Consider the following 23,808-nt stretch of genomic DNA (forward strand, 5'->3'; position numbering starts at 1 on the left):
GATGTAGACGAACCGGCGCGTGCTGAGATCGCGGCGTTGCCAGCGGTCGTAGTCGTCCCACCAGTCAGCTTTAAGCCGAGAAATTGTCGTTGATGACAGCCCCGCTGCATTGGGGCCCAAAAGTGCGGCAAGTGCTTCGTGAAAGTCGCCAGTGGAAATGCCTTTGAGATAAAGCCAGGGCAGCAGTTCTTCGATGGATTTGGCTTTGCGCAAATAGGGCGGCAGGATTGTCGAGGTGAACCGGACTTTCTCAGCGGTGTCGCCCCGGTCTCGCACGCGCGGCACCTTGACCGGCACAGTACCGATCCCAGTCATCACCTGGCGTTCCGGCAAATGCCCGTGGCGGACAAGCCGAGCGCGACCATCCTCGATCCGGTCGCCGGAATAGGCCTCCAACAACACCGAAAGCTCTGCTTCAACTGCTTGCTGGATCAGGCTGCGCGCACCTGAACGCAGAAGGTCAGTCAACGGGTCAGCTGAAAATCCATGTGGATCGGGCAAGGTCGTGATGATAGTCTTCGTCATGTGGCATATCCTTTTCTCTGCAGAGAATTGCGGCGCGTGAACAACGCCATGATATGCCGCCCCTCAGGGGCCATCACCAACTTTCAGCTATATCTCACGTCCACGGGCCCCAGCCGGTATCAGAAACCCGGCCGGATATAAGTGACGAACAGAAGCAAGAAATCGACTTCGATGCGCTGACGAGGATCGCAAGAAGCGACGACGAGTGAACAGAGCGAACCCGCGGTGTTTGCCGAAACGCCAAACAGCATGTGGACCGCGACGCGTATGCGGTGCGGTCGTACACGCCAAAGAATCCGTCTTCCGAGACAAATCTACGTGGCGGCAGGTCAGTAGTTCACCTGCTCGAACCCGTAGTTGCCCTCATAATCACGCCAATCGACGAAGACGGATCGGTGATAAATGCCAGGGCAATGCTCGCCCCAACCTTCAAGTCCCACATGGGCCTCGGGCAGGGCAGTTATCGAAGATCGCTGCCATGAGAAATCGCCTTGGGTCCCGTAGGTGCCGAGGACCACGGTCGCGCTTCGGTTACAATCCCCATCGCGCCCGGACTCGTGCTGTCGTGCATACCGTACATCGAAGACGCGGATGGACCGCACGAAATTGAACTCTGGCCCGCTGATATCGATGTCCGCGCGGTCCTGAACGAGCCGCAGGGCGAGGTCGGTGGGAACGAGATTATCTACTGGCAAGGATTGAAGCGGTCGACGGCTGTCGGTTCGGTACAAGGCTTCAAAGATGCGGCCAGCGTTGTTTTGTAACCGATCGTTCTCGTAGGAGGCGCCCATGGGACAGCGCCAGATTTGCAGCGGTGGTTCGACCGGCCAAGGTGTAATCCGCCGGATAAATTCGGCGCGGGCTCGGGCGCAAGGGACGGAAGCAGGCCAGCCGCCAGACAGGCACAGGAGGATCGCGCAATCGATCGGGTATGTCTGCGCGCGGGCGGGTATCGGTAGCGAAGAACCTGTCACGGTCAAAGCGACTGCGACCGAGGGGAGGAGTTTTTTGAGTAAATGGCGCATTCTGAGGAACCTCCATGATCGGAGTCCAGCATACATACGATAATATATTATCGCAACACGAAGCATAAAGACGCATAATGAAGTTTATGTTAAATTATTAGATAACATCAACCCAAGGTGCCGTCCCGACACCTCAGGTGTGAGATGCCGAAACGGTAATTGGTATAGACCAATGTCTTTTAGAAGGTCTCCACTACATCTCTTGATCTAAGTCGTTCGTTTCTACTCAGCCAAACCAATAAGATCTCCTGTCGAGTAACGCTTCGCCATGTCGGCTAGGGGTATCGCCTTGATCTTGGAAGCCTTACCCGCGCTCATAAATCGTTCAAATCTATCACGACATACATGCGACATCGCGTCGATGCTTGGCGCTAAGTACTTTCGCGGATCAAATTCAGATGGCTGTTCGGAAAGGACCTTCCTGATTGCACCCGTGAAGGCAAGTCGGAGGTCTGTGTCGATGTTTATCTTTCGAACGCCATGTTTGATCCCATTCTCAATCTCGTCCAGCGGAACTCCCCAAGTAGGAGAGATTTCCCCACCGTATGCGTTTACAATGTCCTGAAGTTCTTGGGGGACCGTAGACGATCCGTGCATAACGAGGTGTGTGTTTGGGAGCTTCGCATGTATTGCCTTTAGGGCGTCCATTGCGAGGATCTCTCCATCCGGCTTGCGAGTAAATTTGTAGGCGCCATGTGATGTGCCGATCGCGATTGCCAAGGCATCGACATTTGTTCTCGCAACGAATTCGACTGCTTCTTCAGGATCGGTAACAAGCATGTCCTTGCTCATTTCACCTTCAAAACCGTGACCGTCTTCCACTTCACCCTTCCCTGTTTCCAACGATCCAAGATGACCTAACTCTCCTTCAATCGACGCGCCAGCAAGGTGAGCGAGTTTGCTCACGTTCCGAGTGACATTCACGTTATATTCAAAGTCAGCCGGTGTTTTGCCGTCTTCCAACAGCGACCCGTCCATCATCACGGACGAAAACCCGTTCATGAGCGCCGACATACACGTGCCCTCGGAATTGCCATGATCCTGGTGCATGCAAACGGGTATGTGAGGATACAATTCTATCGCTGCCTTGATGAGGTGACCAAGCACGATATCGTTGGCGAATTGACGAGCGCCGCGGCTTGCTTGCATAATCACGGGACTATCTGTGGCGGCGGCCGCCTTCATAATTGCCAGCATTTGCTCCATGTTGTTTACGTTGAAGGCTGGAAGGCCATATGAGTGTTCAGCTGCATGATCTAGCAACTGTCGAAGTGAAATTAGGGGCATGATATATTCCGCTATAAATAAGTGTTTTCAGTGTTTGGCGTGGTAGTCCGCTAGAAGTTTGACTTCTTCTATGGATCCAAGGACGACAGAAATCCTTTGGTGATGTGAAGTAGGAGTTGCTTCAACAATTCTATCTCTGCCATCCGTTGCGGCGCCCCCCGCTTGCTCCACGATGAAGGCCATGGGGTTCGCTTCATACATAAGGCGGAGCTTTCCACCTTCAGAACGGTTGCCTTTGTCAGCAGGGTAAAGAAACAGACCACCTCTGGTGAGGATACGGTGAACGTCTGCAACCATCGATGCCGTCCAACGCATATTGAAATTGCGCCCTCGAGGCCCTGCCTCACCGGCAATGCAGTCGTCGAAATACTTCCGCATAGAATCGTCCCATAGTCGGTAGCGCGAAGCATTGATCGCAAACTCAGATGTAGTTTCAGGTATTGTCATATCTGGAAAGGTCAGACGAAACTCACCCGTACCTTGCTGATGCGTAAAGCCATTCACACCATTGCCGGTGGTCACGATCAAAGCGGTCGAAGGACCATAAATTGCGTATCCAGCGCAAATTTGCTCCATTCCTCGACGAAGGACCGCATCCGCATCGCCAGCCTCAATTTCGGTTTTTATCTGAACGATCGAAAAAATTGAACCTACAGAGAGGTTCACATCCAAATTTGACGAGCCATCGAGCGGATCGAAATAAACCAAATAGTCACCTGGCTTCGGATCGTCCTTTAGCCAGTAAACTTCGTCGACTTCTTCAGACACCAATGCGGCAACTCTGCTGCAATTGGAACAATGCCGAACGAACTCATCGTTGGCGATCAGATCGAGCTGCTTTTGGGTTTCTCCTTGGATATTTGTACTTTTAGCTGCGCCAAGGTTGTTTGAAAATGCTCCGCTACGCACATGGTTCGAGATAATTCGACATGCTGTGGCAATATCTTCCAGAAGAAAAACAAGATCCTTTTCTATCCCTTTGTGGCGATAGTCATTCAACAAGAATTGTCGAAAAGTCATTTGGTGTTCAGGCATTATTTTTTCCTTACGGGAGGCGGTCAGGGAATGGTGGAACAGGCCGTGCTGCTAAGCACGCAGTTGGAAGCCTTTTGCGATGTGATTTCGAACAAAGAAGATCAATAGGACACCGGGTAAGAGTGAGAATACTGTCATGGCCATCACAAGGCCTATGTCGGTATTGAAACCAAACAAGCTGTCGATTGCCATTGTGATTGGCTTCCCGCCGGTCGAGGTCAGAATGCGGGCAAAAACCACCTCAACCCATGAAAATACAAAGCAAAAGAAGCAAGTCACTCCAATACCCGGGCCAATCGCTGGTATCAGATATCCAAAGAAAAATCCGGGAAGCGAATGACCGTCTAGAAAGGCGGTCTCGTCAAATTCCTTGGGCACAGCAGAGACGAAGCTTTCCAAGATCCAAATTGCGATGGGGATGTTGAAGAGGCAATGAACCAGCGCAATCCCGATTGGATTGTTGAGCATGTTCAGCTGTGCAAACAGCAGGAAGACTGGAAGGGACAAGACCACGGGTGGCGTAAGGCGGAAGGCGAGCAATAGAAGCATCAAATGCTTGTCGCCGACGAACGTAAACCGCGACAGACCATAAGCTGCTGGCAGAGATACGGCCAGCGTCAACGCGACGTTGACACTCACATACAAGATCGAATTACCCAACGATGCCACGAGATCAGCATCTGCAAAGATGTTAGCGTAATTGACCAAAGACAGATCGCCAAGTTCGATCCCATCCCGCGGCAGGGTCGATGTGAAGCTCACGACAATAGCCTGACCCAAAGGGACCAGGATGAATGCAACCAACCCAGCAAATGCCGCATACCTGACCAAGGTCGCAAAGCCTGTTCGATATGGTGTGGGCAACATCGTTTTCCTCATTCTACGCGGCTTCAGCGCGCTGCATCATACGGCGAAAATTCCAAGCCAGTAGCAAAACAAACAGGAAATAGATGACTGAGCGCGCAGCAGCGGGGCCATAATTGAACGCGTTGATGTCTTCCCCAAGATCGAGCGAGAGGAATGTCGTTGCTCCATTGGGTCCACCTGCGTTGATTGCAAACGCCTCCGTGTAAATCATCAAACTGTCCATGACCCGCAACAGCAGCGCCATCAACAAAACCGCCCGCATCTTTGGCAGTTCGATATGCCAGAACACGGCCCGTCGAGACGCACCGTCAATGACTGCCGCATGAAAATACGCATTAGGGATGCTAGAGCGGCCAGAATAAGCAAGGATGGCGACCAAACCAACCCAGTGCCACGTATCGACGGTCAGAATGAGCATCCAAGTATGTAGCGCATTGAATTTGTAATCGAAGTCCCATCCGATCCAGCCGAAGAACTGACCTAAGACACCGAAATCAGGATTGACTAACGTCGTCCAAACAATCGGAATCATATTCCATGGCACCACGAGCGGGATGGCTAGCAACATGAGCATAGCAGTCGTTTGAATGCTGCCTCTTCGCATCATCAATGCAATCCCGATTCCTAACGGAAATTGAATCAAGACGACCAAAGTCGAAAACAGCACGCTTCGGCCAAGCGCCTTGTATAGGTCTACCGAAACCGTGAGTTCGCGGTACCAGTCTAATCCAACCCAGTATCGATCTTCTAGTGTGAAGATGTCGAAGAGTGAGAAGTTGAAGACAGCCACAATCGGGATCAACCCAACCAGCAACAACAAAGAGAACGCGGGAACAGCGAACCACCATGCAGCATTATTGTGCGTTCTCATCACCCCTCCCCTTTCAGTCCCTCAAGACATCCCAATTCGTCTCAGCAACAGATGAAATCATCGCTCCAAACCTCCTCGCATCAAGTGAGGCCCCTCCAACAAGGAGCCCTGAGACACCATCTAGACTGACAAGGCGAGCGGCCGACGTTTCGTCAGCCGATCCTCCGTAGAGCACCCGCAATGAAGATTGTGCACCGGTTTTTGCGCCCAGTTGCTTTCTAATATAGCTGATGGTCTCGACGATAATCTCCGACGTCGGGATTAACCCTGTTCCTATCGCCCAAACCGGTTCGTATGCAACCAACGAAGGTCCAGTTCCTGACTGAAAGGCCGCTTCCAATTGCGCATTCAAAACCTTTTTCCAGCGATCTTCTCGCCGCTCAACATCGGTCTCACCAACGCACAAAATGGGTCGTATGTCCTTGGCTATAAGCTGGCGCTGTTTCAAGCTGATCAGTTCAGATGTTTCAGTGTGACCTGCACGGCGCTCCGAATGCCCAATGATACAATATTGCGCGCCAACTTCGGCCAAAAGTGCAGCAGACACATCGCCAGTTCGCGCACCATCCGTGTGGGCTGAGCAATCTTGTGCACCTACCCGAAGCTGTTGATTAAGACTTTGTCGCGCATCCGCAAGCAATGGAAATGGCGGACACACTACAACTTCAACCGCAGCGGCTTCAAAAGTAGCACACGTCGACTTGTAGGCCTCTATTAGAGACCGAGAGCCGTTCATCTTCCAATTCGCAACTACTATCTTTCTCATCGCAAGATCGACCGGCCCGCGTAGATCGCGGTTTCTTCCAGCATTTCTTCGATGCGGATCAACTGGTTGTACTTCGCCAGTCTGTCAGAGCGCGCGAGCGAGCCTGTTTTGATCTGACCGCAGTTTGTCGCGATAGCAAGGTCTGCAATCGTCGCGTCCTCAGTTTCACCCGAGCGGTGCGACATGACATTGGTGAACCGCGCGCGGTGGGCCATATCAACGGCCGTCAGCGTTTCGGTCAGCGTGCCGATCTGGTTGACCTTCACCAGCATGGAGTTCGCAGATTTCTGTTTAATCCCCATGGCAAGGCGGGCTGGGTTGGTCACAAACAAATCGTCACCGACCAGCTGGATTTTGTCGCCAAGGCGCGCGGTCAGGGCGTTCCAGCCGTCCCAGTCATCCTCTGACATGCCGTCTTCGATTGAAATGATCGGGTAGTCATCACACAGCGCTGCGAGGTAGTCGACGTTTTCTTCAGATGTGAGGGATTTGCCTTCGCCCTTCATTTCGTACTTGCCGTCTTTGTAGTATTCTGTCGCCGCACAATCGAGCGCAAGGTAGATGTCTTCGCCCGGTTTGTAGCCAGCCTTCTTGATAGAAGCCAAAATGAAATCAAGGGCTTCGCGGGTGCCGTTGATGTTGGGCGCAAAGCCGCCTTCATCTCCGATGCCCGTGGACAGACCCGCGGCCGTCAGTTCGCCCTTGAGGGTGTGGAACACTTCGGACCCCATGCGCACGGCCTCGCGGATGTTGGTCGCGGACACGGGCATGATCATGAATTCTTGGATATCAATCGGGTTATCAGCGTGCTCGCCGCCATTGATAATATTCATCATAGGCACGGGCAGCACGCGCGCTGCGGTGCCGCCGATGTAGCGGAACAGAGGCTGCGCGGTGTATTCAGCCGCAGCCTTCGCCACGGCCAAGGACACACCCAAGATCGCGTTTGCGCCAAGTCGGCCTTTGTTGTCCGTGCCATCGAGTTCGATCATCGCCATGTCGATGGCGACCTGTTCGGTGGCGTCAAAGCCGACGATCGTGTCTGCGATTTCGCCATTCACAGCCTCAACCGCGGCCAGAACGCCCTTGCCATTGTAGCGCGTTTTGTCGCCATCGCGTTTTTCCACAGCCTCGTGGACACCGGTGGAGGCCCCAGACGGAACCGCAGCGCGGCCCAATGTGCCGTCTTCCAAGGTGACGTCAACCTCGACCGTGGGGTTGCCACGGCTGTCAAGAATTTCGCGGGCGTGAATGCTTGTAATAACGCTCATTTTCTCATCCTCAGATCAATTTGCCGATAGCAACCGCGGTGTCTGCCATTCGGTTCGAAAAGCCCCATTCGTTGTCATACCAAGACAAGACACGCACCATTGTGCCATCCAATACCTTGGTCTGATCGGTCGCAAATATTGACGAGTGTGGGTCATGGTTGAAATCAACAGATACCAAGGGCGCGTCGGTCACCCCTAATACGCCCTGCAAAGGCCCATTTCCTGCGGCCTTGTGGATGGCGGCGTTGATGTCCTCAACGGTCGTCGATCGCGCGGCTTCAAAAGTAAGATCAACAACAGACACATTTGGCGTCGGCACGCGAATTGCTACCCCGTCTAGTTTCCCGTTCAATTGAGGCAGCACCAGCCCGACAGCTTTGGCGGCGCCGGTTGAGGTTGGGATCATCGACAATGAGGCGGCGCGGGCGCGGTACAGGTCCGAGTGCATGGTATCAAGCGTCGGTTGATCGCCCGTATAACTGTGCACGGTTGTCATGAAACCTTTCACAATACCAACGGTGTCATCCAACACTTTAGCCACAGGGGACAGGCAATTGGTCGTGCAGGATGCGTTTGATACAACGATATCATCCGATGTCAGCGTCTTATCGTTCACACCAAATACAATGGTTTTGTCTGCGTCTTTTCCAGGTGCAGAAATCAACACACGTTTTGAGCCATTCTCAAGGTGCGCTTGGCACGCTTGTTTGGAGGTGAAAATGCCCGTGCATTCCAACACAACATCAACGTCGGACCACGGCAAATCAGCAGGATTGCGAATAGCTGTTACCTCGATCGGACCTCTTCCGACGTCAATCGTGGTGGCTGTGGTCGTCACCCGCGCTGGAAAGCGCCCATGCACCGAGTCAAACCGCAATAAATGAGCGTTTGTTTCAACTGGCCCTAGATCGTTGATCGCGACGACTTCGATATCTGTTCGGCCAGACTCGATGATCGCCCGCAGAATGTTACGGCCAATTCGCCCAAACCCGTTGATGGCAACTTTGGTCACAGTCTTCTCCTGTTTTGTAAGAACGTTATGTGACGGGGCGGCGTCAGACACGCGCCACGCGCAGAATATTGGTAGATCCGGCATCCTCGATCGGGACGCCAGCAGTCACGACGACCTCGTCATCTGGTTGCGCGAAACCAAGCGCCAAGCTTTGCTCGGACGCGTGAGTAGTTGCATCCTTGAATCGATCCGCCTGCCCCACAACGACACTGCGTAGCCCCCACACCAGACAAAGCCGGCGCGCCGTTTCAGCATGAGGCGTCATGGCGATGATAGGTGTGAGCGGTTTTTCACGGGCCACCAAAAGTGCCGTTGCCCCGGATTGGGTAAAGCAGCAAATCGCAGCAATATTGGCGCGATCCGCGATTTCACGCGCTGCCGCCGCAATTGCATGTGATGTTTCAATGTGAGCGACGTCTTCGATGCGAATTGACATCAAGTCGCGATAGCGTGGATCACTTTCCGTTTCTTTCGCGACAGCCGTCATAACCGTTACAGCTTCGATTGGAAATTCACCGGCAGCCGTTTCTGCGGACAACATCACCGCGTCTGCACCATCATAAATTGCGGTCGCAACATCAGAAACCTCGGCGCGCGTTGGCACAGGCGCTTCGATCATGCTTTCTAACATCTGGGTCGCTACAATTACCGGTTTCCCAGCAGCGCGTGCTTTTGCAACTAGCGATTTTTGGACACGCGGTACTTCTTGCACCGGAAGCTCAACACCCAAATCGCCGCGCGCCACCATGATCCCATCTGAAACCGCTAAGATGCTCTCAAAATTCTCAACCGCAGCAGGCTTTTCAATCTTCGATAGCAATGCTGCACGGTCCTTCACCAGGGCACGCGCTTCCGTCACATCTTCTGATCTTTGGACAAACGACAGTGCCAACCAATCCACACCAAGCTCACAAACAAATTCCAGATCTTCTCGGTCTTTGTCACTCAGCGCGCTCAATGGTAAAATCACGTCGGGAAGGTTTACGCCCTTACGGTTCGAGATCTCCCCTCCGACAGCCACAGTACAATCAACGTGTGTATCGGACGCATCAACCACGACAAGTCGTATTTTACCGTCATTCACAAGAACGCTTGACCCTTTTTCCAGCGCGGACAGCACGTCGCTGTGCGGAAGACCCACGCGGGTTTTATCGCCCGGCTCCTTCAATAGATCGAACCGAAATGCATCCCCAACTACTAAGGTCTCAGATCCGTTCGCAAAAACACCACAGCGGATTTTTGGTCCTTGCAGGTCCGCCAGAATCCCAATGGGGCGTGCCAAGGTCGCTTCGGCACTTCGGATAAAGCCGTGCATCCGCGCCACAGCTTCGTGATCACCATGGCTCATGTTGAGGCGAAATACATCGACGCCCGTTCTGGCCAAATCAAGAATCTGATTGGCGGTAGACGACGCAGGGCCGAGAGTTGCAACTATTTTGATAGAGCGATGCGGGCGGGTCATGAAGTCTCCAATGGTCAAAGTGCGTCTTCGAGGATGCGGCGGAATTCATCAGCTGTTAAAGGCGTAGCATTTTTCTTGCTAGACGACGCTTGAGTGGCGGAGATTGCTAACTCGTCCAAACTCGTGGCGCGCACGCCCCAATCAGACAAACGAGGCAAGTTCTTATACCTCATCCAAGACTCAAATCCCGAGAGTTGGTCCAAACCATCTTGAGGTGGAAAAACGCGCGCGACGATCGCCATGCATTCAGTGTGACGATCGAAGGAAACGGTCCCCGGCTCAGAACACGCAAGGTTGCGACGCATCACAGGCACCAGAAGCCGACCGCACAACGCACCATGTGGGGCTTCGTAACGCCCACCTATAACAGCAGCCTAAACCATGAGCTGCGCCCAGTCCGGCATTCGCCAATGCCATCCCACTCGACAGACTAACCCAAGCAAGATCGACCCACGCCTGATTGTCATTGTCCCCCATAACGCCTCTAAGACCGTTGAGGCCCTTTTCAATGGAAGGTTGGCTGAGCCCATCTGAAAATGGCGTCGCTGCAATAGACGTATACGCTTCAATTACTTGGGTGATAGCGTCCAGACCTGACCGCAGAACAACCTGGGCCGGACCGCTACGCATCAACACAGGGTCTACGATAGCGATTGAGGGATTTAGTGCCCTACCGCGTAGACTGACTTTTGCCTCCTTCGCCGGAACAGAGACGACAGCGTTCGCTGTGACTTCGGCGCCTGTTCCAGCCGTCGTTGGAATGGCAAGGAATGGAATTGTACACGCCGTTGAGAGTAGGTCCGGATCGTAACGCTCAAAGTCGTCAGTAATATCAAGCTTATTTGACAACAAGAAAGTAAGCAGCTTACCCGTATCAATCGCCGATCCGCCGCCACACGCGACAATGGCATTCGGTTGAACACCCGATAGTTTCTGAAGCGCCGCTGAAATCGACGGTATTGATGGTTCAGTGGCGCATTTTATCTGCGTAATGGACATACCACTTTGATGCAGCTCCCGAAGGACTGGGACCGCTGCCACACCACTGGCACCAGTTACGACAACCACCGATTTGCAGTTCTTAGGCAACGACGGTATCAGCTCTTTGGCCATACCATTCCCAAAAAGAACCCTCGTCGGGCATGACAGTGTAAATGTTCCTGAGCGTTGCATGCGACTAATATCCTAATGTGCAATCAACGGCTCGTCGCCAGTCCGCATATTTTTGCGACCGCGCATCTTCTGCCATTGTTGGCTTAAACTGGCGCTGCAAGGCCCATTGCTTTGCAAACTCATCTTGCGCAGGCATCGCGCCGATCTTCATTCCGGCCAACCAAGCAACACCTAAAGCAGTTGTCTCGAGAACTTCTGGTCGATCTACCGGTGCACCCGTGATGTCGGCAAGAAATTGCATCGCCCAGTTGGACGCGCTCATGCCGCCATCGACGCGTAATACGCCAGAGCTGTCATCGCCCCTCCAGTCCGCACGCATAGCATCTAAGAGATCGCGAGTTTGATATCCGACACTTTCAAGAGCGGCTTTAGCAAGCTCGTTCGGCCCAGAATTACGTGTAAGACCGAACACAGCCCCGCGACATTCAGGATTCCAATATGGTGCGCCGAGACCAGTGAAAGCGGGCACAAGAATGACCGATTGTGTGTCATCGGCCTGCTCTGCAAGCGGCTGTGTTTCGGAGGCTTCGCGGATAATCTTTAGACCGTCGCGCAACCATTGAACAACGGCCCCTGCGATAAAAATCGACCCTTCCAAAGCGTAGGTAGGCTTACCGTCTAATTGATAGGCAATCGTTGTCAGCAAGCGATTGTTTGAACGGACAGGTGTATCCCCAGTATTCAAGAGCGCAAAACACCCGGTTCCGTATGTTGATTTCATCATACCGGGGCTAAAACAGGCCTGCCCGATGGTCGCTGCCTGTTGGTCCCCAGCGACCCCACAAATGGGTATCGATTGACCAAAAAGATCTTCGCGACACATTCCAAAATCGTCGGCACTGTCTTTAACTTCAGGGAGCATTTGCACGGGAATATCAAACAGATCGCAAATTGTTCGGCTCCAGCACCCTTTGCGGATATCATAGAGCATTGTACGGGCAGCGTTCGTGGCATCCGTCGCATGGACTTTTCCGCCGGTTAACTTCCAAATAAGGTAAGTATCGACGGTTCCAAACAAGAGTTCCCCGCGGCGCGCCATATCTCGCGCGCCATCTATATTGTCCAATATCCATTTCAGTTTTGTCGATGAAAAGTATGGGTCAACCAACAATCCTGTTCGGTCAGCGAACATATCTGCATGACCATCATCCCTTAACGATTTACAGTAATCAGCTGTCCGGCGGTCCTGCCATACGATCGCATTGTAAATCGGCTTCCCCGTCCCGCGATGCCAAACAATGGTCGTTTCGCGCTGATTGGTTATGCCGATCGAGACAATGTCCGTACCACGAATGCCTGCGCGCTCAACAACTTCGCGACATGTGCCAGCAGTGGTCGCCCAGAGATCCGCTGGATCGTGTTCAACCCAACCCGACTTAGGAAAAACCTGTGGAAATTCCTCCTGAGCTGAGGCGACGGGTGCGAGGGCTTCATCAAACAAAATGGCCCGTGTGGACGTCGTGCCTTGGTCTATTGCGAGTACATATTTCATTGCTTCATCTCATGGAAAATTTGGTCGCAAAAAAGAAGGGCGGCGGCTAAACCGCCCCTCAGTTCACTCAGGAAGAGTATCTTAGGGAGAGATCGAAAGTTCGATGCGGGACGCAGAAGCGCCCCGCATCTGGGAGGACAACAGTGCTTACTGCTGCCAGGACTGGATCAGATCTTCGTAAGCGATCGTCTCCGGTGCTTCGTCCGTTGTTGCCAACTGCGCCTTTGGCGAACCAGGCTGGCTCAACCAATAGTCTGCTTCCTGTGGCTCGTTCATAACTGGACCCAGGTCACCCTGAACTCCGGCACGCTCGAGGCGCTCAAGAACGGCTTCTTGCTCAGCACAAAGGCTGTCGAGTGCTTCTTGTGCTGTCTTTGCACCGGAAGACGCGTCGCCAATGTTCTGCCACCACAGCTGTGCCAAACGTGGATAGTCTGGAACGTTCGTACCGGTCGGGGACCACTGTGTGCGGGCCGGTGAGCGGTAGAATTCAACGAGGCCGCCCAATTGTGGCGCACGCTCGGTGAAGCTGTCGTGGTTGATCGTGGACTCGCGGATGAAGGTCAGACCAGCGTGTGCCTTCTCAACGTCAACAGTCATCGATGTAACGAACTGGGCGTAGAGCCAAGCCGCCTGAGCACGATCCACAGGTGTGGATTCCATCAGCGTCCAGGAACCAGCGTCCTGATAGCCAACTTTCATGCCATCTTCCCAGTACGCACCATGCGGGCTAGGAGCCATGCGCCAGCGCGGGGAACCATCGTCGTTCAGAACCGCTTCGGCACCTTCTCCAACCATGTTGGCTGTGAATGCTGTGTACCAGAACATTTGCTGAGCAACGTTGCCTTGTGCGGGAACCGGACCAGCCTCACCAAACGTCATACCTGCAGCTGCAGGTGGCGCGTAGTTCGTCAGCCAGTCCACGTAAGACTCGATGGCATAGACTGCAGCAGGCGAGTTTGTCGCTCCGCCGCGTGCCACACAGGAGCCGACTGGTTGAGAGTTTTCGTTAACACGAATACCCCATTCGTCGACAGGCAAACCGTTTGGCTCACCGATGTCTCCCATGCCAGCCATGGACATCCACGCGTCAGTAAAGCGCCAGCCCAAGGACGGGTCTTTCTTACCGTAGTCCATGTGACCGAAAACGTCGCCGTCAACGCCCATATGGCTCAGATCACGGTTGGTGAAGAACGCAGCAATGTCTTCATACGCAGACCAGTTGATCGGAACACCAAGTTCGTAGCCATACTCAGCTTCGAAATCCATCATGTTCTTTTCGTCTGTGAACCAATCGTGGCGGAACCAATAGAGGTTCGCAAACTGCTGGTCTGGAAGCTGGTAAAGCTTACCATCAGGACCCGTTGTAAAATCGAGACCGATAAAGTCTTCGAGGTTCAAACCGGGATTTGTGACGGCAGCGCCTTCACCGGCCATCCAGTCGGTCAAGTTGCGAGACTGCTGGTACCGCCAATGCGTACCGATCAGGTCGGAGTCGTTGATGTAGGCGTCATAGATGTTTTCGCCGGTCTGCATTTGCGTTTGCAGCTTTTCAACAACGTCGCCTTCGCCGATCAGATCGTGCGTAACGCTGATGCCAGTGATGGCCTCAAACGCAGGTGCAAGAACAGTCGCTTCGTAAGTATGCGTCGCAATGGTTTCTGAAACCACCTTGATTTCCATACCTTGGTATGGGGCAGCGGCATCAACAAACCACTGCATTTCGGCTTCTTGCTCAGCACGAGAAAGCGCAGAACGCTCGATCGTTTCGTCAAGAAATGCGATTGCCGCATCCATGTCGGCGAAGACCGGTGAGGCCATCGTCGTCATAAGTAACGCAACAGCGGTACTTGATTTCAAAGAAATAGTCATCATTTCCTCCCTTATTGGAAATTCGTAGTTTCTGTTAAGGCAGCCTGAAGGTCTGTTACACCAACGGGCTGCCGCCCTCTCTCGTTAGACCCAGCGGAAAACCGCAAGCGCGTAAACGAGACAGACTATCAATGCGAACGGTTGGTTCGCACCAATCACTCCCAGCCACGCCAAGTTAATGAACGCAGATCCGAGTAGTGTAATGAAGAGACGATCTCCTCTCGTCGTCTCTATCCCCAGAACGCCCTTGCGGGGTGTTTCTGGAAATTTGATTGCCAAGACAGTGAAAACCATCAGTGTCGTTGCGATAATCATGAAGAACGCGGCGGTCGGCCAAGTCCATGCCATCCATTCCATAGGTCAGTCCTCCTTTTTCTTTAAACTCGGCCCAGGGCAAAACCCTTGGCGATGTAGTTGCGAACAAAGTAGATCACCAATGCGCCCGGAAGCACGGTCAGAATACCGGCTGCAGCAAGGACCCCCCAATCGACGCCAGCGGCACCTTGTGTTCTGGTCATGATCGCTGCGATTGGCTTGGCATCTACGGATGTGAGTGTCCGGCTCAACAGCAACTCGACCCATGAAAACATGAAGCAGAAGAATGCTGCAACGCCGATGCCCGATGAAATCAGTGGCATGAAGATCTTCACAAAGAAGCGCCCAAAAGAATAGCCATCGATGTAAGCCGTCTCGTCAATTTCTTTAGGAACGCCTCGCATGAAACCTTCAAGGATCCACACGGCCAGTGGCACGTTGAAAAGACAATGGGCCAACGCAACGGCTATGTGCGTGTCAAACAGGCCAACCGACGAATACAACTGGAAGAACGGCAAGGCGAACACAGCAGGTGGCGCCATGCGGTTGGTCAGCAGCCAAAAGAACAGCTGATTGTCACCCATGAACCGGTAGCGGCTGAAGGCGTACGCCGCAGGCAGCGCAACCGTTAGACTGATCGTCGTATTGAGAACCACGTAGATCATCGAGTTGATGTAGCCGGTATACCAAGTCGGGTCCGTCAAGATCGTAATGTAGTTCGCAAACGTAAGGTTGTTCGGGAACAACGTGAATTCGCTCAAGATCTCAGTGTTCGTCTTGAGGCTCATGTTGAGCAGCCAATAAATCGGCAACAACAGGAATACCAAATAGAGCGTCATAACAATGACGGACCCTTTGATCGGAAAACGTCGTTTTGGTTTGCTCACGCTCAGCGAGGCTGTCGGGGCGGATGCGGTTGCGTCGCTCATCACTTGCCCTCCTTCTTATCCATGTTGGTCATCACGGTGTAGAACACCCACGAGATGAGCAAGATTACGAGGTAGTACATCAGCGAGAATGCCGCCGCTGGACCGAGATCGAATTGTCCTAACGCCATCTTCACGAGATCAATCGACAGCAAAGTTGTCGAGTTACCGGGGCCACCGCCTGTGACAACGAACGGCTCGGTGTAGATCATGAAGCTGTCCATGAACCGCAGAAGGATCGCGATCATCAAAACACCCATCATCTTTGGCAGCTCGATGTAGCGGAAGATTGCCCAACGGCTAGCCTGATCAATCTTTGCCGCCTGATAATAAGCGTCCGGGATCGACTTAAGCCCAGCGAAGGCCAGTAGCGCGACAAGCGACGTCCAGTGCCATACATCCATCACAATAATGGTGATCCATGCGGCAAGCGGGCTTTGAGTATAGTTATATTCGATGCCCATCGCATCTAAAGTGTAGCCAAGCAGGCCAATATCGACGCGGCCAAAAATCTGCCAGATCGTTCCAACAACGTTCCATGGGATCAACAGCGGAAGCGACATCATTACGAGGCAAAAACTGGACCAAAAACCACTTTTTGGCATGTTAAGAGCCACGAAAACGCCAAGCGGCACTTGGATCAACAATATGATCGCAGAGAACATCAGCTGACGCCCCAAAGCGTCCCACATCCGTTCCGAATGCAGCATGGTTTCGAACCATTCCAGCCCGGCCCAAAAAAACTGATTGTTGCCGAACGTGTCCTGAACCGAATAGTTCACAACCGTCATAATTGGTATCACGGCGGAAAATGCGACTAGCACGAGAACCGGCAGGATCAGGAACCATGCCTTTTGATTGACTGTCTTATTCATTGCGCGGCCTCCCCTTCTTTGAGCCAATCGTTGACGTACACATTGACCCGCTTTGGATCGAAGGTGACGCGGTTCATGTCAGGGGAAATCGACTGCCCCTCCCCCGCAACGATGTTGATTTCATTTCCAAACAGATCAGCCCGAATGATCTTGTGGCGACCTACGTCTTCGACGCGACGTACCTTGACGGGAACCCCCTCACCGTCTGTGAGTGTCACAAACTCGGGACGCACGCCGATTTCGACTTTTCCGTCCAGCGGGCCGAATGACTGGCCCAGCTTTACAGCGGCGCCATGCACAACAGCATCCGAACCCGCCACTGACGCGGGAATGACGTTCATCCCCGGCGATCCGATGAAGTAGCCAACAAATGTGTGCTGTGGCTTATCGAACAATTCTTCCGGCGTTCCGATTTGAACGACGCGGCCATCATACATCACGACCACTTTGTCCGCGAATGTTAGGGCCTCAGTTTGATCATGGGTCACGTAAATCATCGTGTGACCGAATTCGTGGTGAAGAGATTTCAACTGCGTGCGCAATTCCCATTTCATATGGGGGTCGATTACGGTCAAAGGCTCATCAAACAACAGTGCGTTGACGTCTTCCCTCACCATCCCGCGTCCGAGCGAAATCTTCTGTTTGGCATCCGCTGTTAGACCGCGGGCCCGATTGCCTAACTCGGCTTCCATTCCAATCATTTTGGCGATCTGCTGGACACGGTCGGCTATGTAATGCGGGCTCGCGCCACGGTTTTTCAACGGAAACGCAAGATTATCTCGCACCGTCATCGTATCGTAAACGACCGGGAACTGAAAAACCTGCGCGATATTACGGTCCGCTGTACTGGCCTGCGTCACATCCACACCATCAAACAAGATTCGGCCTTGGCTCGGATGCAGAAGACCAGAAATGATGTTGAGCAACGTAGATTTACCGCAGCCAGAAGAGCCCAAGAGGGCATAAGCTTCGCCGTCTGCCCAATCATGATTCAGCTCTTTTAGGGCAAAGTCGTCTTCGCCTTTCGGGTTAGGCAGATAGGAATGCGCTAGATTGTCGAGTGTAATTTTTGCCATGATGCTTTTCCTTATGCCGCCAGCGCGTAAGACGCAGGGGCGACAAGGTCGCCGTTTTCACTGAAGATGTAGACGTGCCTTGGATCTAGATAGACACGAAGCGGCGCACCGAGCTCTAGTTGGTGGACGCCGTGTACGAGTCCGACCCATTTTTCGCCGTGGTGATCAAGGTGAACAAATGTCTCTGATCCCGTCAGTTCGGTAACGACCAGCTGTGTGTCAAACGGCATTGCGGTATCCGTATGGGACAGAATTTCAAGATGGTTTGGACGGAAGCCTGCAAGATAGCGGCCGTCGGGAACGTTGGCGAGTGGACCTGTCGCTTCAGTATTCTGCCCATCACCGAACATGATCTTCGTCCCGCTCTTGCTGACCTTGAGAAAGTTCATCGGGGGATCACTAAAGACACGCGCGGTCGTTGCATCAATGGGCTGGCGGTAAACAGTGGGCGTCAGGTCAAATTGTGTCACCTGGCCTTCCCACATCGCGGCGGTATTTCCTCCAAGCAGAAGCGCTTCTTCTGGCTCAGTCGTTGCATAAACAAAGATCGAACCTGCTTCTTCGAAGATCTTGGGAATTTCGACACGCAATTCTTCGCGCAACTTATAGTCCAAGTTGGCAAGCGGCTCATCCAGCAAAACCAATCCGGCGTCCTTTACAAGCGCACGCGCGAGAGCGCAGCGCTGCTGCTGACCACCGGACAGTTCTAGCGGCTTTCGCTGCAGCATAGGCGTCAGTTGCATAAGGTCAGCTGACTTGCGGACCGCAACATCGATTTCAGCAGATGTCTTGCCCATCAAGCGCAATGGTGAGGCGATGTTGTTATAAACTGTCATGGACGGGAAGTTGATGAACTGTTGGTACACCATCGCGACCTTGCGATCCTGCACACGCATACCTGTCACGTCTTTGCCTTCCCAGTAGACCCGACCCTCATTCGGGACATCGAGACCCGCCATGAGGCGCATCAACGATGTTTTCCCCGACAAAGTAGGTCCCAGGAGGACGTTCATTGTCCCTTTTTCAAGCAGCAGATTGGTCGGGCTGATATGCACCTCTCCCTCTACGACTTTTGAAACACCTCTTAGTTCAAGTGTCATTTTATCCTCCCTATTTCGCCGCTTCAAAGAAAGTCTTTTGCAGGCGGTCTTTCATCCAAATATCCAAGGTAGCAATCTGACTTTCTGTCAGACGCAATCCAATCTTTGAGCGACGCCAAACAACATCTTCTGCCTGCCGCGCATATTCTTTATCCATCAGCCACACGACTTCGTTTTCAGTCAAGTCGGCCCCGAAATCTGTCCCAAGTTCGTCCTTGGTTTTCGCATCGCCCAAAACGTCTACGGCCTCGGTCCCGTAGGCTCGGACCAACCGAGCGGCCCACCGGTCACTCAAGAACGGGAATTCCGCTAGCAATCCGCCAATCAAATCTTGCACACCGTCGACGGGAAAATCGCCACCTGGCAACGATACGCCCGCAGTCCATTTGGGGGGTAGATCACTGAATGCTGCTTTGATTTCATCCATCGCACTTTCGGCGAGTCGGCGATAAGTCGTGATCTTCCCACCAAAAATATTCAATGCCGGCGCGCCGCGGCTTGTGTCCATCTTCAAAACATAGTCCCGCGTCGCGGCAGATGCGCTACTCGCCCCATCATCGTATAAAGGCCGGACACCTGAATAGGACCAGACAACATCGTCGTCAGCGACGGGCTGAGCAAGGTATTGGTTAACAAAGTTGAGCAAGTATGTCTGCTCTTCAGGGGTACATTCGGGCTTCACTGACGCGTCCGGATGGTCAGCATCCGTAGTCCCTATCAAAGTAAAATCCGTCTCATACGGGATTGCGAAAGTAATCCGCCCGTCTACACCTTGGAAAAAGTAGCATTTGTCATGATCAAAAAGCCGCTTGGTCACGATGTGACTGCCACGGACAAGCCGAACGCCACCCTGTTGATTGCTTTTTAGTGTGCCGCGCAAAACGTCACCAACCCAAGGACCCGCGGCATTCACGATCATCCGCGCGGAAACCTGCGATGTTTTTCCTGTCAAAGTGTCTTCAAGACTCACGTCCCAGAAGCCGTCTTTTACGACTGCACTCGTCACCTTGGTCCGGACGCGAATAGTTGCACCCCTCTTCTGCGCATCTCTCGCATTCAAAACGACAAGGCGGGAATCTTCGACCCAGCAATCTGAGTATTCGAATGCTTTTTCGAATTTATTGTTGAGCGGTGCCCCTTCTATCCCCTCGCGCAAATCAATGCTGCGCGTTGCTGGCAATATCTTACGCCCGCCAAGGTTATCATAGAGAAATAGACCAAACCGAATGAGCCATGCTGGACGGCGGCCTTTCATCCATGGCATTACGATGTTGAGCAACTTGGACGTCGGCGTCGTCAAATCAAAACGCATGCTGCTATGATACGGAAGTACAAAACGCATTGGCCAAGAAATATGCGGCATCGCTTTTAGCAACGTCTCGCGCTCGATTAGGGCCTCGCGCACCAAGCGAAATTCAAAATATTCTAGGTACCGAAGACCGCCATGAAATAGCTTTGTGGAAGACGCTGATGTCGCAGAACCAATGTCGTTCATCTCAGCGAGACAGACTTTAAGCCCACGGCCACTCGCGTCACGTGCTATACCGCACCCATTTATACCCCCGCCAACAACCAGCAGGTCAAATTCCGGTTCCATCGTAGTCCTCCCTAGCAGCTCTCCCAGCTACTTGTGTTCAAGATGACCAAAAACGAGCACAATTGGAAGGGAAAAATGTGCGTTTTCGCTCGTTACGTATTAACTTATTGTAAATAAACGATTTAATATTATGCTTTTCGGCCGCAAATTCCTTAGTTGCGCAATTCCAAAGAGAATCGAACCAAAACGAACACGAATGTTTGCGAAACCCAACGAGATTGCGCTATGTCCGAGGTAGGAGAGACGAACTGCTGGGAGAGGCATGGCTCAAACACTACGAAAACCAGAGATCATTGCGATCGCTCGCCGCGAAGGTAAAGTAACTGTTGATGGGCTTGTCGAACATTTTGGTGTGGCTCCACAAACAATCCGAAGGGATTTGACCGAACTGGCTGAGTCCGGTGAACTCGCACGCGTCCATGGCGGCGCCATCTTACCGTCGACAACAATGAATATCGGCTACAGTGAGCGCCGCGAAATTAAGCAATCGGCAAAAGTTGATATCGCAAGAAGATGTGCCGCCGAAATACCAAACGATTGTTCGATATTTCTCAATATCGGCACCACCACCGAAGCTGTCGCCGCAGAATTGCTAAATCACGAAGGCCTTTTGGTAGTAACGAATAACATCAACATTGCCCTCATCTTGTCAGGCAATGTCGGAGCTGAGGTGGTGGTGACGGGCGGGAACTTGCGGCGCGCTGATGGTGGACTTATTGGCGATTTCGCGGCCCAAACGATCAAACAGCTCAGGTTTGACTATGCGGTGATCGGGTGTTCGGCTCTGCACGAGGACGGCGATATTCTAGACTTTGACATCCAAGAAGTCGGCATTAGCAAAAGGATCATTCGTCAAAGCAACCAAGTATTCCTGGTCGCCGACTCTTCCAAATTCGAACGCAAAGCCCCGGCTAAGATTTCCTCTCTCGCTGACATTGATGTCTTTTTCACAGACCGTTCACCAACACTTCCCTTTCAGCAATTCTGCGCTGCAACAAAAACCCGAATTGAACTGTGCGCAAAGAGGTAGAGGAAGAACGAAAGAATGTTGGGATATCATCGTTCTAGCTGGCCGTTGCTTATACAACGTATGCCGAGGTGATAAGTATCTTAGTGAACGCGGACCTACACTGGTTTCAAGAACTAAAGTGCGGAACGTTTACCCTTTTCGACTATTTTATACGCTAAACCGGTTCCATTGAAGAAGCCTTAAGACTGGCTGTCGCGTTGCCCTTAAATCTGAGACACGACGCGTTCGGGGATATTTTTTGCCCTTAATTATGAGATTCCACTGCCATCGCGCCTATGCTTTTCGCGGGTGTTGTCACGTTTACTCGCCGAGCTTGCAAGTTGGCATGCCGATCGTTGGTCAAGGGGCATTTGCTGCGGATTTCCACGCGTCGAATGCTTCAAGCCGATGGTAGCGGATGGTGAGGGCAGAGCGGCGGCGGGCTGGGACGGAGAAGGAATTTCGGGTTGCGGACTGCATGGACACGAAGCGTTGTAATGCCCCCGGTGATCGGAAACCTTGCATGACCCGCTCTCGTTTCCTGAAGGGGAGATGGCTGTTCTCGGCGCGGTTGTTGAGCCCCTTGTGGGACCAATGGTCAAGGCCCGGCGCGACCTCGCGCTTGGCGGCGCCGTAGGAGCGCAGTTTGTCCGTGATGATCCGTTTGGGAACGAAGCCCCAACGTTTCATAAGCTTGATCAAAAGCCGCTTTGCGGCGCGCTTGTCCCGCCTAGGCTGCTGAATTTCCTCAAGAACGACGCCCTGTTGGTCGACCGCGCGCCAGAGCCAATACGATCTGCCCGCGATCTTCACGACGACCTCATCCAGATGCCAGACATCGCCGGGGCGAGGCTGCCGCCGCCGCAGAACGTGGGCGATCAGAGGGCCGAACTTGACGGTCCAGCGCCGGATCGTTTCATACGAAACATCAACGCCCCTTTCCAGCATCAGCTCCTCCACCTCTCGCAAACTCAAGTTGAACCGGACGTAGAGCCAGACAACATGGGCAATGATCTGGGGCGGAAAGCGGTGGCGCTTGTAGCTGATTTTCAAGGTCTGCATCGACACCGCCTACGCCCAGATCAATCAGCCCGCAACCTTAGGCCTGTTAACGTGACAACACCGTATAGGGTGCTCCACGCCGCGGCGACCGTGGGCCGGTTCCGATCAACCCGCGCGCATGCAGTCGCCCGATCAGATCGCGGCTGATCTCCTTGCCGAAGATGTCCTTCAGCCCGTCCCGTGTGACCGGCTGGTGGTAGGCGATGGCAGCGAGCACCGCGACATCGTATTCGTCCAGGTCCAGAAGCTGTTCGCCCACATCCGCAGCGGCCCTGATCGCCGGGGCGTAGGTGGGCCGCGTGCGCAACATCCAGCCGCCGGCCACCTGCGCCACTTCGAAGGATCGTCCTTCGAGATCGGCGACCAGGTCTTCGACCAACAGATCGACCGAAGCCCCCTGCCCCACCACGCGCGCGAGGTCCTCGCGCGGCACCGGCGATGCACTGGCGAAGAGAACGGCTTCAATCCGCCGCATCCATTCACGCCAGCGCAATTCGGCTGGCAGATCGTTCAGTTCCCGATCGAAGTCAGTTTCGGCGTGATCCCTGGCCTTTTTTGGTGGTCGCATGTCCGAACCGCGAAACCGGTTCCCACTTTCGCTGGACATGCTCATGCTCACACCCCGTAGAGCCGGAACGTGTCGCGGCCGGTCAGCTCGCGCACCGCGCCGAGATCGACCAACCGGTCACAGAGCCGCCGTGCGGATCGGTCCGGTAGTGGCAGGGCCGCAGGCGCGACGGCATCTTGGGTCAGGAACATCGCGACGGCGGCCTCTGCGCCTTTGGCGCGCAGCTTCGGCGCGACCGCTTTGAGATGCGCTGCCCGCCGCGCGAGGTCAGTTGAGAGACGCACGGCCTCGACCGCCGATGAGACGAGCGCACGATGACAAGCTGAGCGTAGGTCTCCGCCTCGCTTGCGCATATCGTGCCGTTTCAGGCCTGCGGCCAGAAGCGGCACGATATGATCCCAACCAAGCGCCTGAGCGAGGGTCGCGTCAGCAAGGACGAGCGCGGGCACCTCGGCACGGGGGGCATCGTTCAGTACCGCCTCCAGCACCATTACCGCGCGACTGACCGGTGCCCCCTGCCCGGCATCGAGCCAACGCGCGATCTGATCACCCTGAAGTTCAGGCAGCGCCCGGACCAGAGCTTGCACGGTCACCGGCCTTTCCGTGGCGTGACGCCACGCCA

At 53.6% G+C, this 23,808-nt stretch carries 23 protein-coding genes; 1 reads left to right on the forward strand and 22 read right to left on the reverse strand.

Features of this window, described 5'->3' with window-relative positions; genetic code table 11:
- The 19 genes from E2L05_RS16555 to glpD form a co-directional block, all read right to left on the reverse strand.
- Nucleotides 1–525 (reverse strand): transposase (locus E2L05_RS16555; RefSeq protein WP_208016242.1); only part of this gene is annotated, 525 nt, incomplete at its 3' end.
- 329 nt (nt 526–854) lie between these two features.
- Nucleotides 855–1,550, reverse strand: a complete 696-nt coding sequence (locus tag E2L05_RS16560) for a hypothetical protein (protein WP_243722026.1) — start codon at nt 1,548–1,550, stop codon at nt 855–857.
- Nucleotides 1,551–1,772: 222 nt separating this feature from the next.
- Nucleotides 1,773–2,837 (reverse strand): class II fructose-bisphosphate aldolase, encoded by a 1,065-nt coding sequence (fba, locus tag E2L05_RS16565; protein ID WP_133343980.1) that lies wholly within the window; start codon nt 2,835–2,837, stop codon nt 1,773–1,775.
- A 27-nt stretch (nt 2,838–2,864) separates the two neighbouring features.
- Nucleotides 2,865–3,872: a class 1 fructose-bisphosphatase gene (locus tag E2L05_RS16570; protein ID WP_133343981.1), complete on the reverse strand. Its 1,008-nt coding sequence runs from the start codon at nt 3,870–3,872 to the stop codon at nt 2,865–2,867.
- A 51-nt stretch (nt 3,873–3,923) separates the two neighbouring features.
- Entirely contained in the window at nt 3,924–4,739 is an 816-nt protein-coding gene (locus tag E2L05_RS16575) for a carbohydrate ABC transporter permease (RefSeq protein WP_133343982.1), read from the reverse strand.
- 13 nt (nt 4,740–4,752) lie between these two features.
- Nucleotides 4,753–5,610, reverse strand: a complete 858-nt coding sequence (locus tag E2L05_RS16580) for a carbohydrate ABC transporter permease (protein ID WP_133343983.1) — start codon at nt 5,608–5,610, stop codon at nt 4,753–4,755.
- A 13-nt stretch (nt 5,611–5,623) separates the two neighbouring features.
- A complete protein-coding gene (gene tpiA, locus E2L05_RS16585) occupies nt 5,624–6,376 on the reverse strand; it encodes a triose-phosphate isomerase (protein ID WP_133343984.1) in 753 nt (250 codons plus the stop codon).
- On the reverse strand, nt 6,373–7,647 hold the full coding sequence (gene eno, locus E2L05_RS16590; RefSeq protein WP_133343985.1) for a phosphopyruvate hydratase: 1,275 nt from the start codon (nt 7,645–7,647) through the stop codon (nt 6,373–6,375). The genes tpiA and eno overlap by 4 nt, the downstream gene beginning before the upstream one ends.
- A 10-nt stretch (nt 7,648–7,657) precedes the next feature.
- On the reverse strand, nt 7,658–8,659 hold the full coding sequence (gene gap / locus E2L05_RS16595; RefSeq protein WP_243722027.1) for a type I glyceraldehyde-3-phosphate dehydrogenase: 1,002 nt from the start codon (nt 8,657–8,659) through the stop codon (nt 7,658–7,660).
- A 43-nt stretch (nt 8,660–8,702) separates the two neighbouring features.
- Nucleotides 8,703–10,121, reverse strand: coding sequence for a pyruvate kinase (pyk, locus tag E2L05_RS16600; RefSeq protein WP_133343987.1), 1,419 nt, complete (start codon nt 10,119–10,121; stop codon nt 8,703–8,705).
- 279 nt (nt 10,122–10,400) lie between these two features.
- On the reverse strand, nt 10,401–11,294 hold the full coding sequence (locus E2L05_RS16610; RefSeq protein WP_133343988.1) for an iron-containing alcohol dehydrogenase: 894 nt from the start codon (nt 11,292–11,294) through the stop codon (nt 10,401–10,403).
- 4 nt (nt 11,295–11,298) lie between these two features.
- Nucleotides 11,299–12,786, reverse strand: a complete 1,488-nt coding sequence (glpK, locus tag E2L05_RS16615; protein WP_133343989.1) for a glycerol kinase GlpK — start codon at nt 12,784–12,786, stop codon at nt 11,299–11,301.
- Nucleotides 12,787–12,933: 147 nt separating this feature from the next.
- Complete coding sequence (locus E2L05_RS16620; protein WP_133343990.1) at nt 12,934–14,658, reverse strand: ABC transporter substrate-binding protein; 1,725 nt, start codon at nt 14,656–14,658, stop codon at nt 12,934–12,936.
- 84 nt (nt 14,659–14,742) lie between these two features.
- Entirely contained in the window at nt 14,743–15,015 is a 273-nt protein-coding gene (locus E2L05_RS16625) for a DUF2160 domain-containing protein (protein ID WP_133343991.1), read from the reverse strand.
- 20 nt (nt 15,016–15,035) lie between these two features.
- A complete protein-coding gene (locus E2L05_RS16630) occupies nt 15,036–15,902 on the reverse strand; it encodes a carbohydrate ABC transporter permease (RefSeq protein WP_133343992.1) in 867 nt (288 codons plus the stop codon).
- A complete protein-coding gene (locus tag E2L05_RS16635; RefSeq protein ID WP_133343993.1) occupies nt 15,902–16,774 on the reverse strand; it encodes a carbohydrate ABC transporter permease in 873 nt (290 codons plus the stop codon). Before E2L05_RS16635 ends, E2L05_RS16630 begins: the two co-directional genes overlap by 1 nt.
- The gene (locus tag E2L05_RS16640; RefSeq protein ID WP_133343994.1) at nt 16,771–17,850 is read right to left on the reverse strand and encodes an ABC transporter ATP-binding protein; all 1,080 of its coding nucleotides are present in this window, start codon (nt 17,848–17,850) and stop codon (nt 16,771–16,773) included. The genes E2L05_RS16635 and E2L05_RS16640 overlap by 4 nt, the downstream gene beginning before the upstream one ends.
- Nucleotides 17,851–17,861: 11 nt before the next feature.
- Nucleotides 17,862–18,950 (reverse strand): ABC transporter ATP-binding protein, encoded by a 1,089-nt coding sequence (locus E2L05_RS16645; protein WP_133344000.1) that lies wholly within the window; start codon nt 18,948–18,950, stop codon nt 17,862–17,864.
- Between the two features lie 10 nt (nt 18,951–18,960).
- Nucleotides 18,961–20,547 (reverse strand): glycerol-3-phosphate dehydrogenase, encoded by a 1,587-nt coding sequence (glpD, locus tag E2L05_RS16650; protein WP_133343995.1) that lies wholly within the window; start codon nt 20,545–20,547, stop codon nt 18,961–18,963.
- A gap of 262 nt (nt 20,548–20,809) precedes the next feature.
- Between glpD and E2L05_RS16655 the strand changes: the two genes are divergently transcribed.
- Nucleotides 20,810–21,577 (forward strand): DeoR/GlpR family DNA-binding transcription regulator, encoded by a 768-nt coding sequence (locus E2L05_RS16655; protein ID WP_133343996.1) that lies wholly within the window; start codon nt 20,810–20,812, stop codon nt 21,575–21,577.
- Between the two features lie 339 nt (nt 21,578–21,916).
- Here E2L05_RS16655 and E2L05_RS16660 read toward each other — a convergent pair whose 3' ends face one another.
- The 3 genes from E2L05_RS16660 to E2L05_RS16670 form a co-directional block, all read right to left on the reverse strand.
- Nucleotides 21,917–22,618, reverse strand: coding sequence for an IS6 family transposase (locus E2L05_RS16660; RefSeq protein WP_133343997.1), 702 nt, complete (start codon nt 22,616–22,618; stop codon nt 21,917–21,919).
- 46 nt (nt 22,619–22,664) lie between these two features.
- Entirely contained in the window at nt 22,665–23,186 is a 522-nt protein-coding gene (gene scpB / locus E2L05_RS16665; protein WP_243722028.1) for an SMC-Scp complex subunit ScpB, read from the reverse strand.
- A 47-nt stretch (nt 23,187–23,233) separates the two neighbouring features.
- Nucleotides 23,234–23,808 (reverse strand): DUF1403 family protein (locus tag E2L05_RS16670; RefSeq protein WP_133343998.1); only part of this gene is annotated, 575 nt, incomplete at its 5' end.

The organism is Meridianimarinicoccus aquatilis, from assembly GCF_004358675.1.
Lineage (GTDB): Bacteria > Pseudomonadota > Alphaproteobacteria > Rhodobacterales > Rhodobacteraceae > Meridianimarinicoccus > Meridianimarinicoccus aquatilis.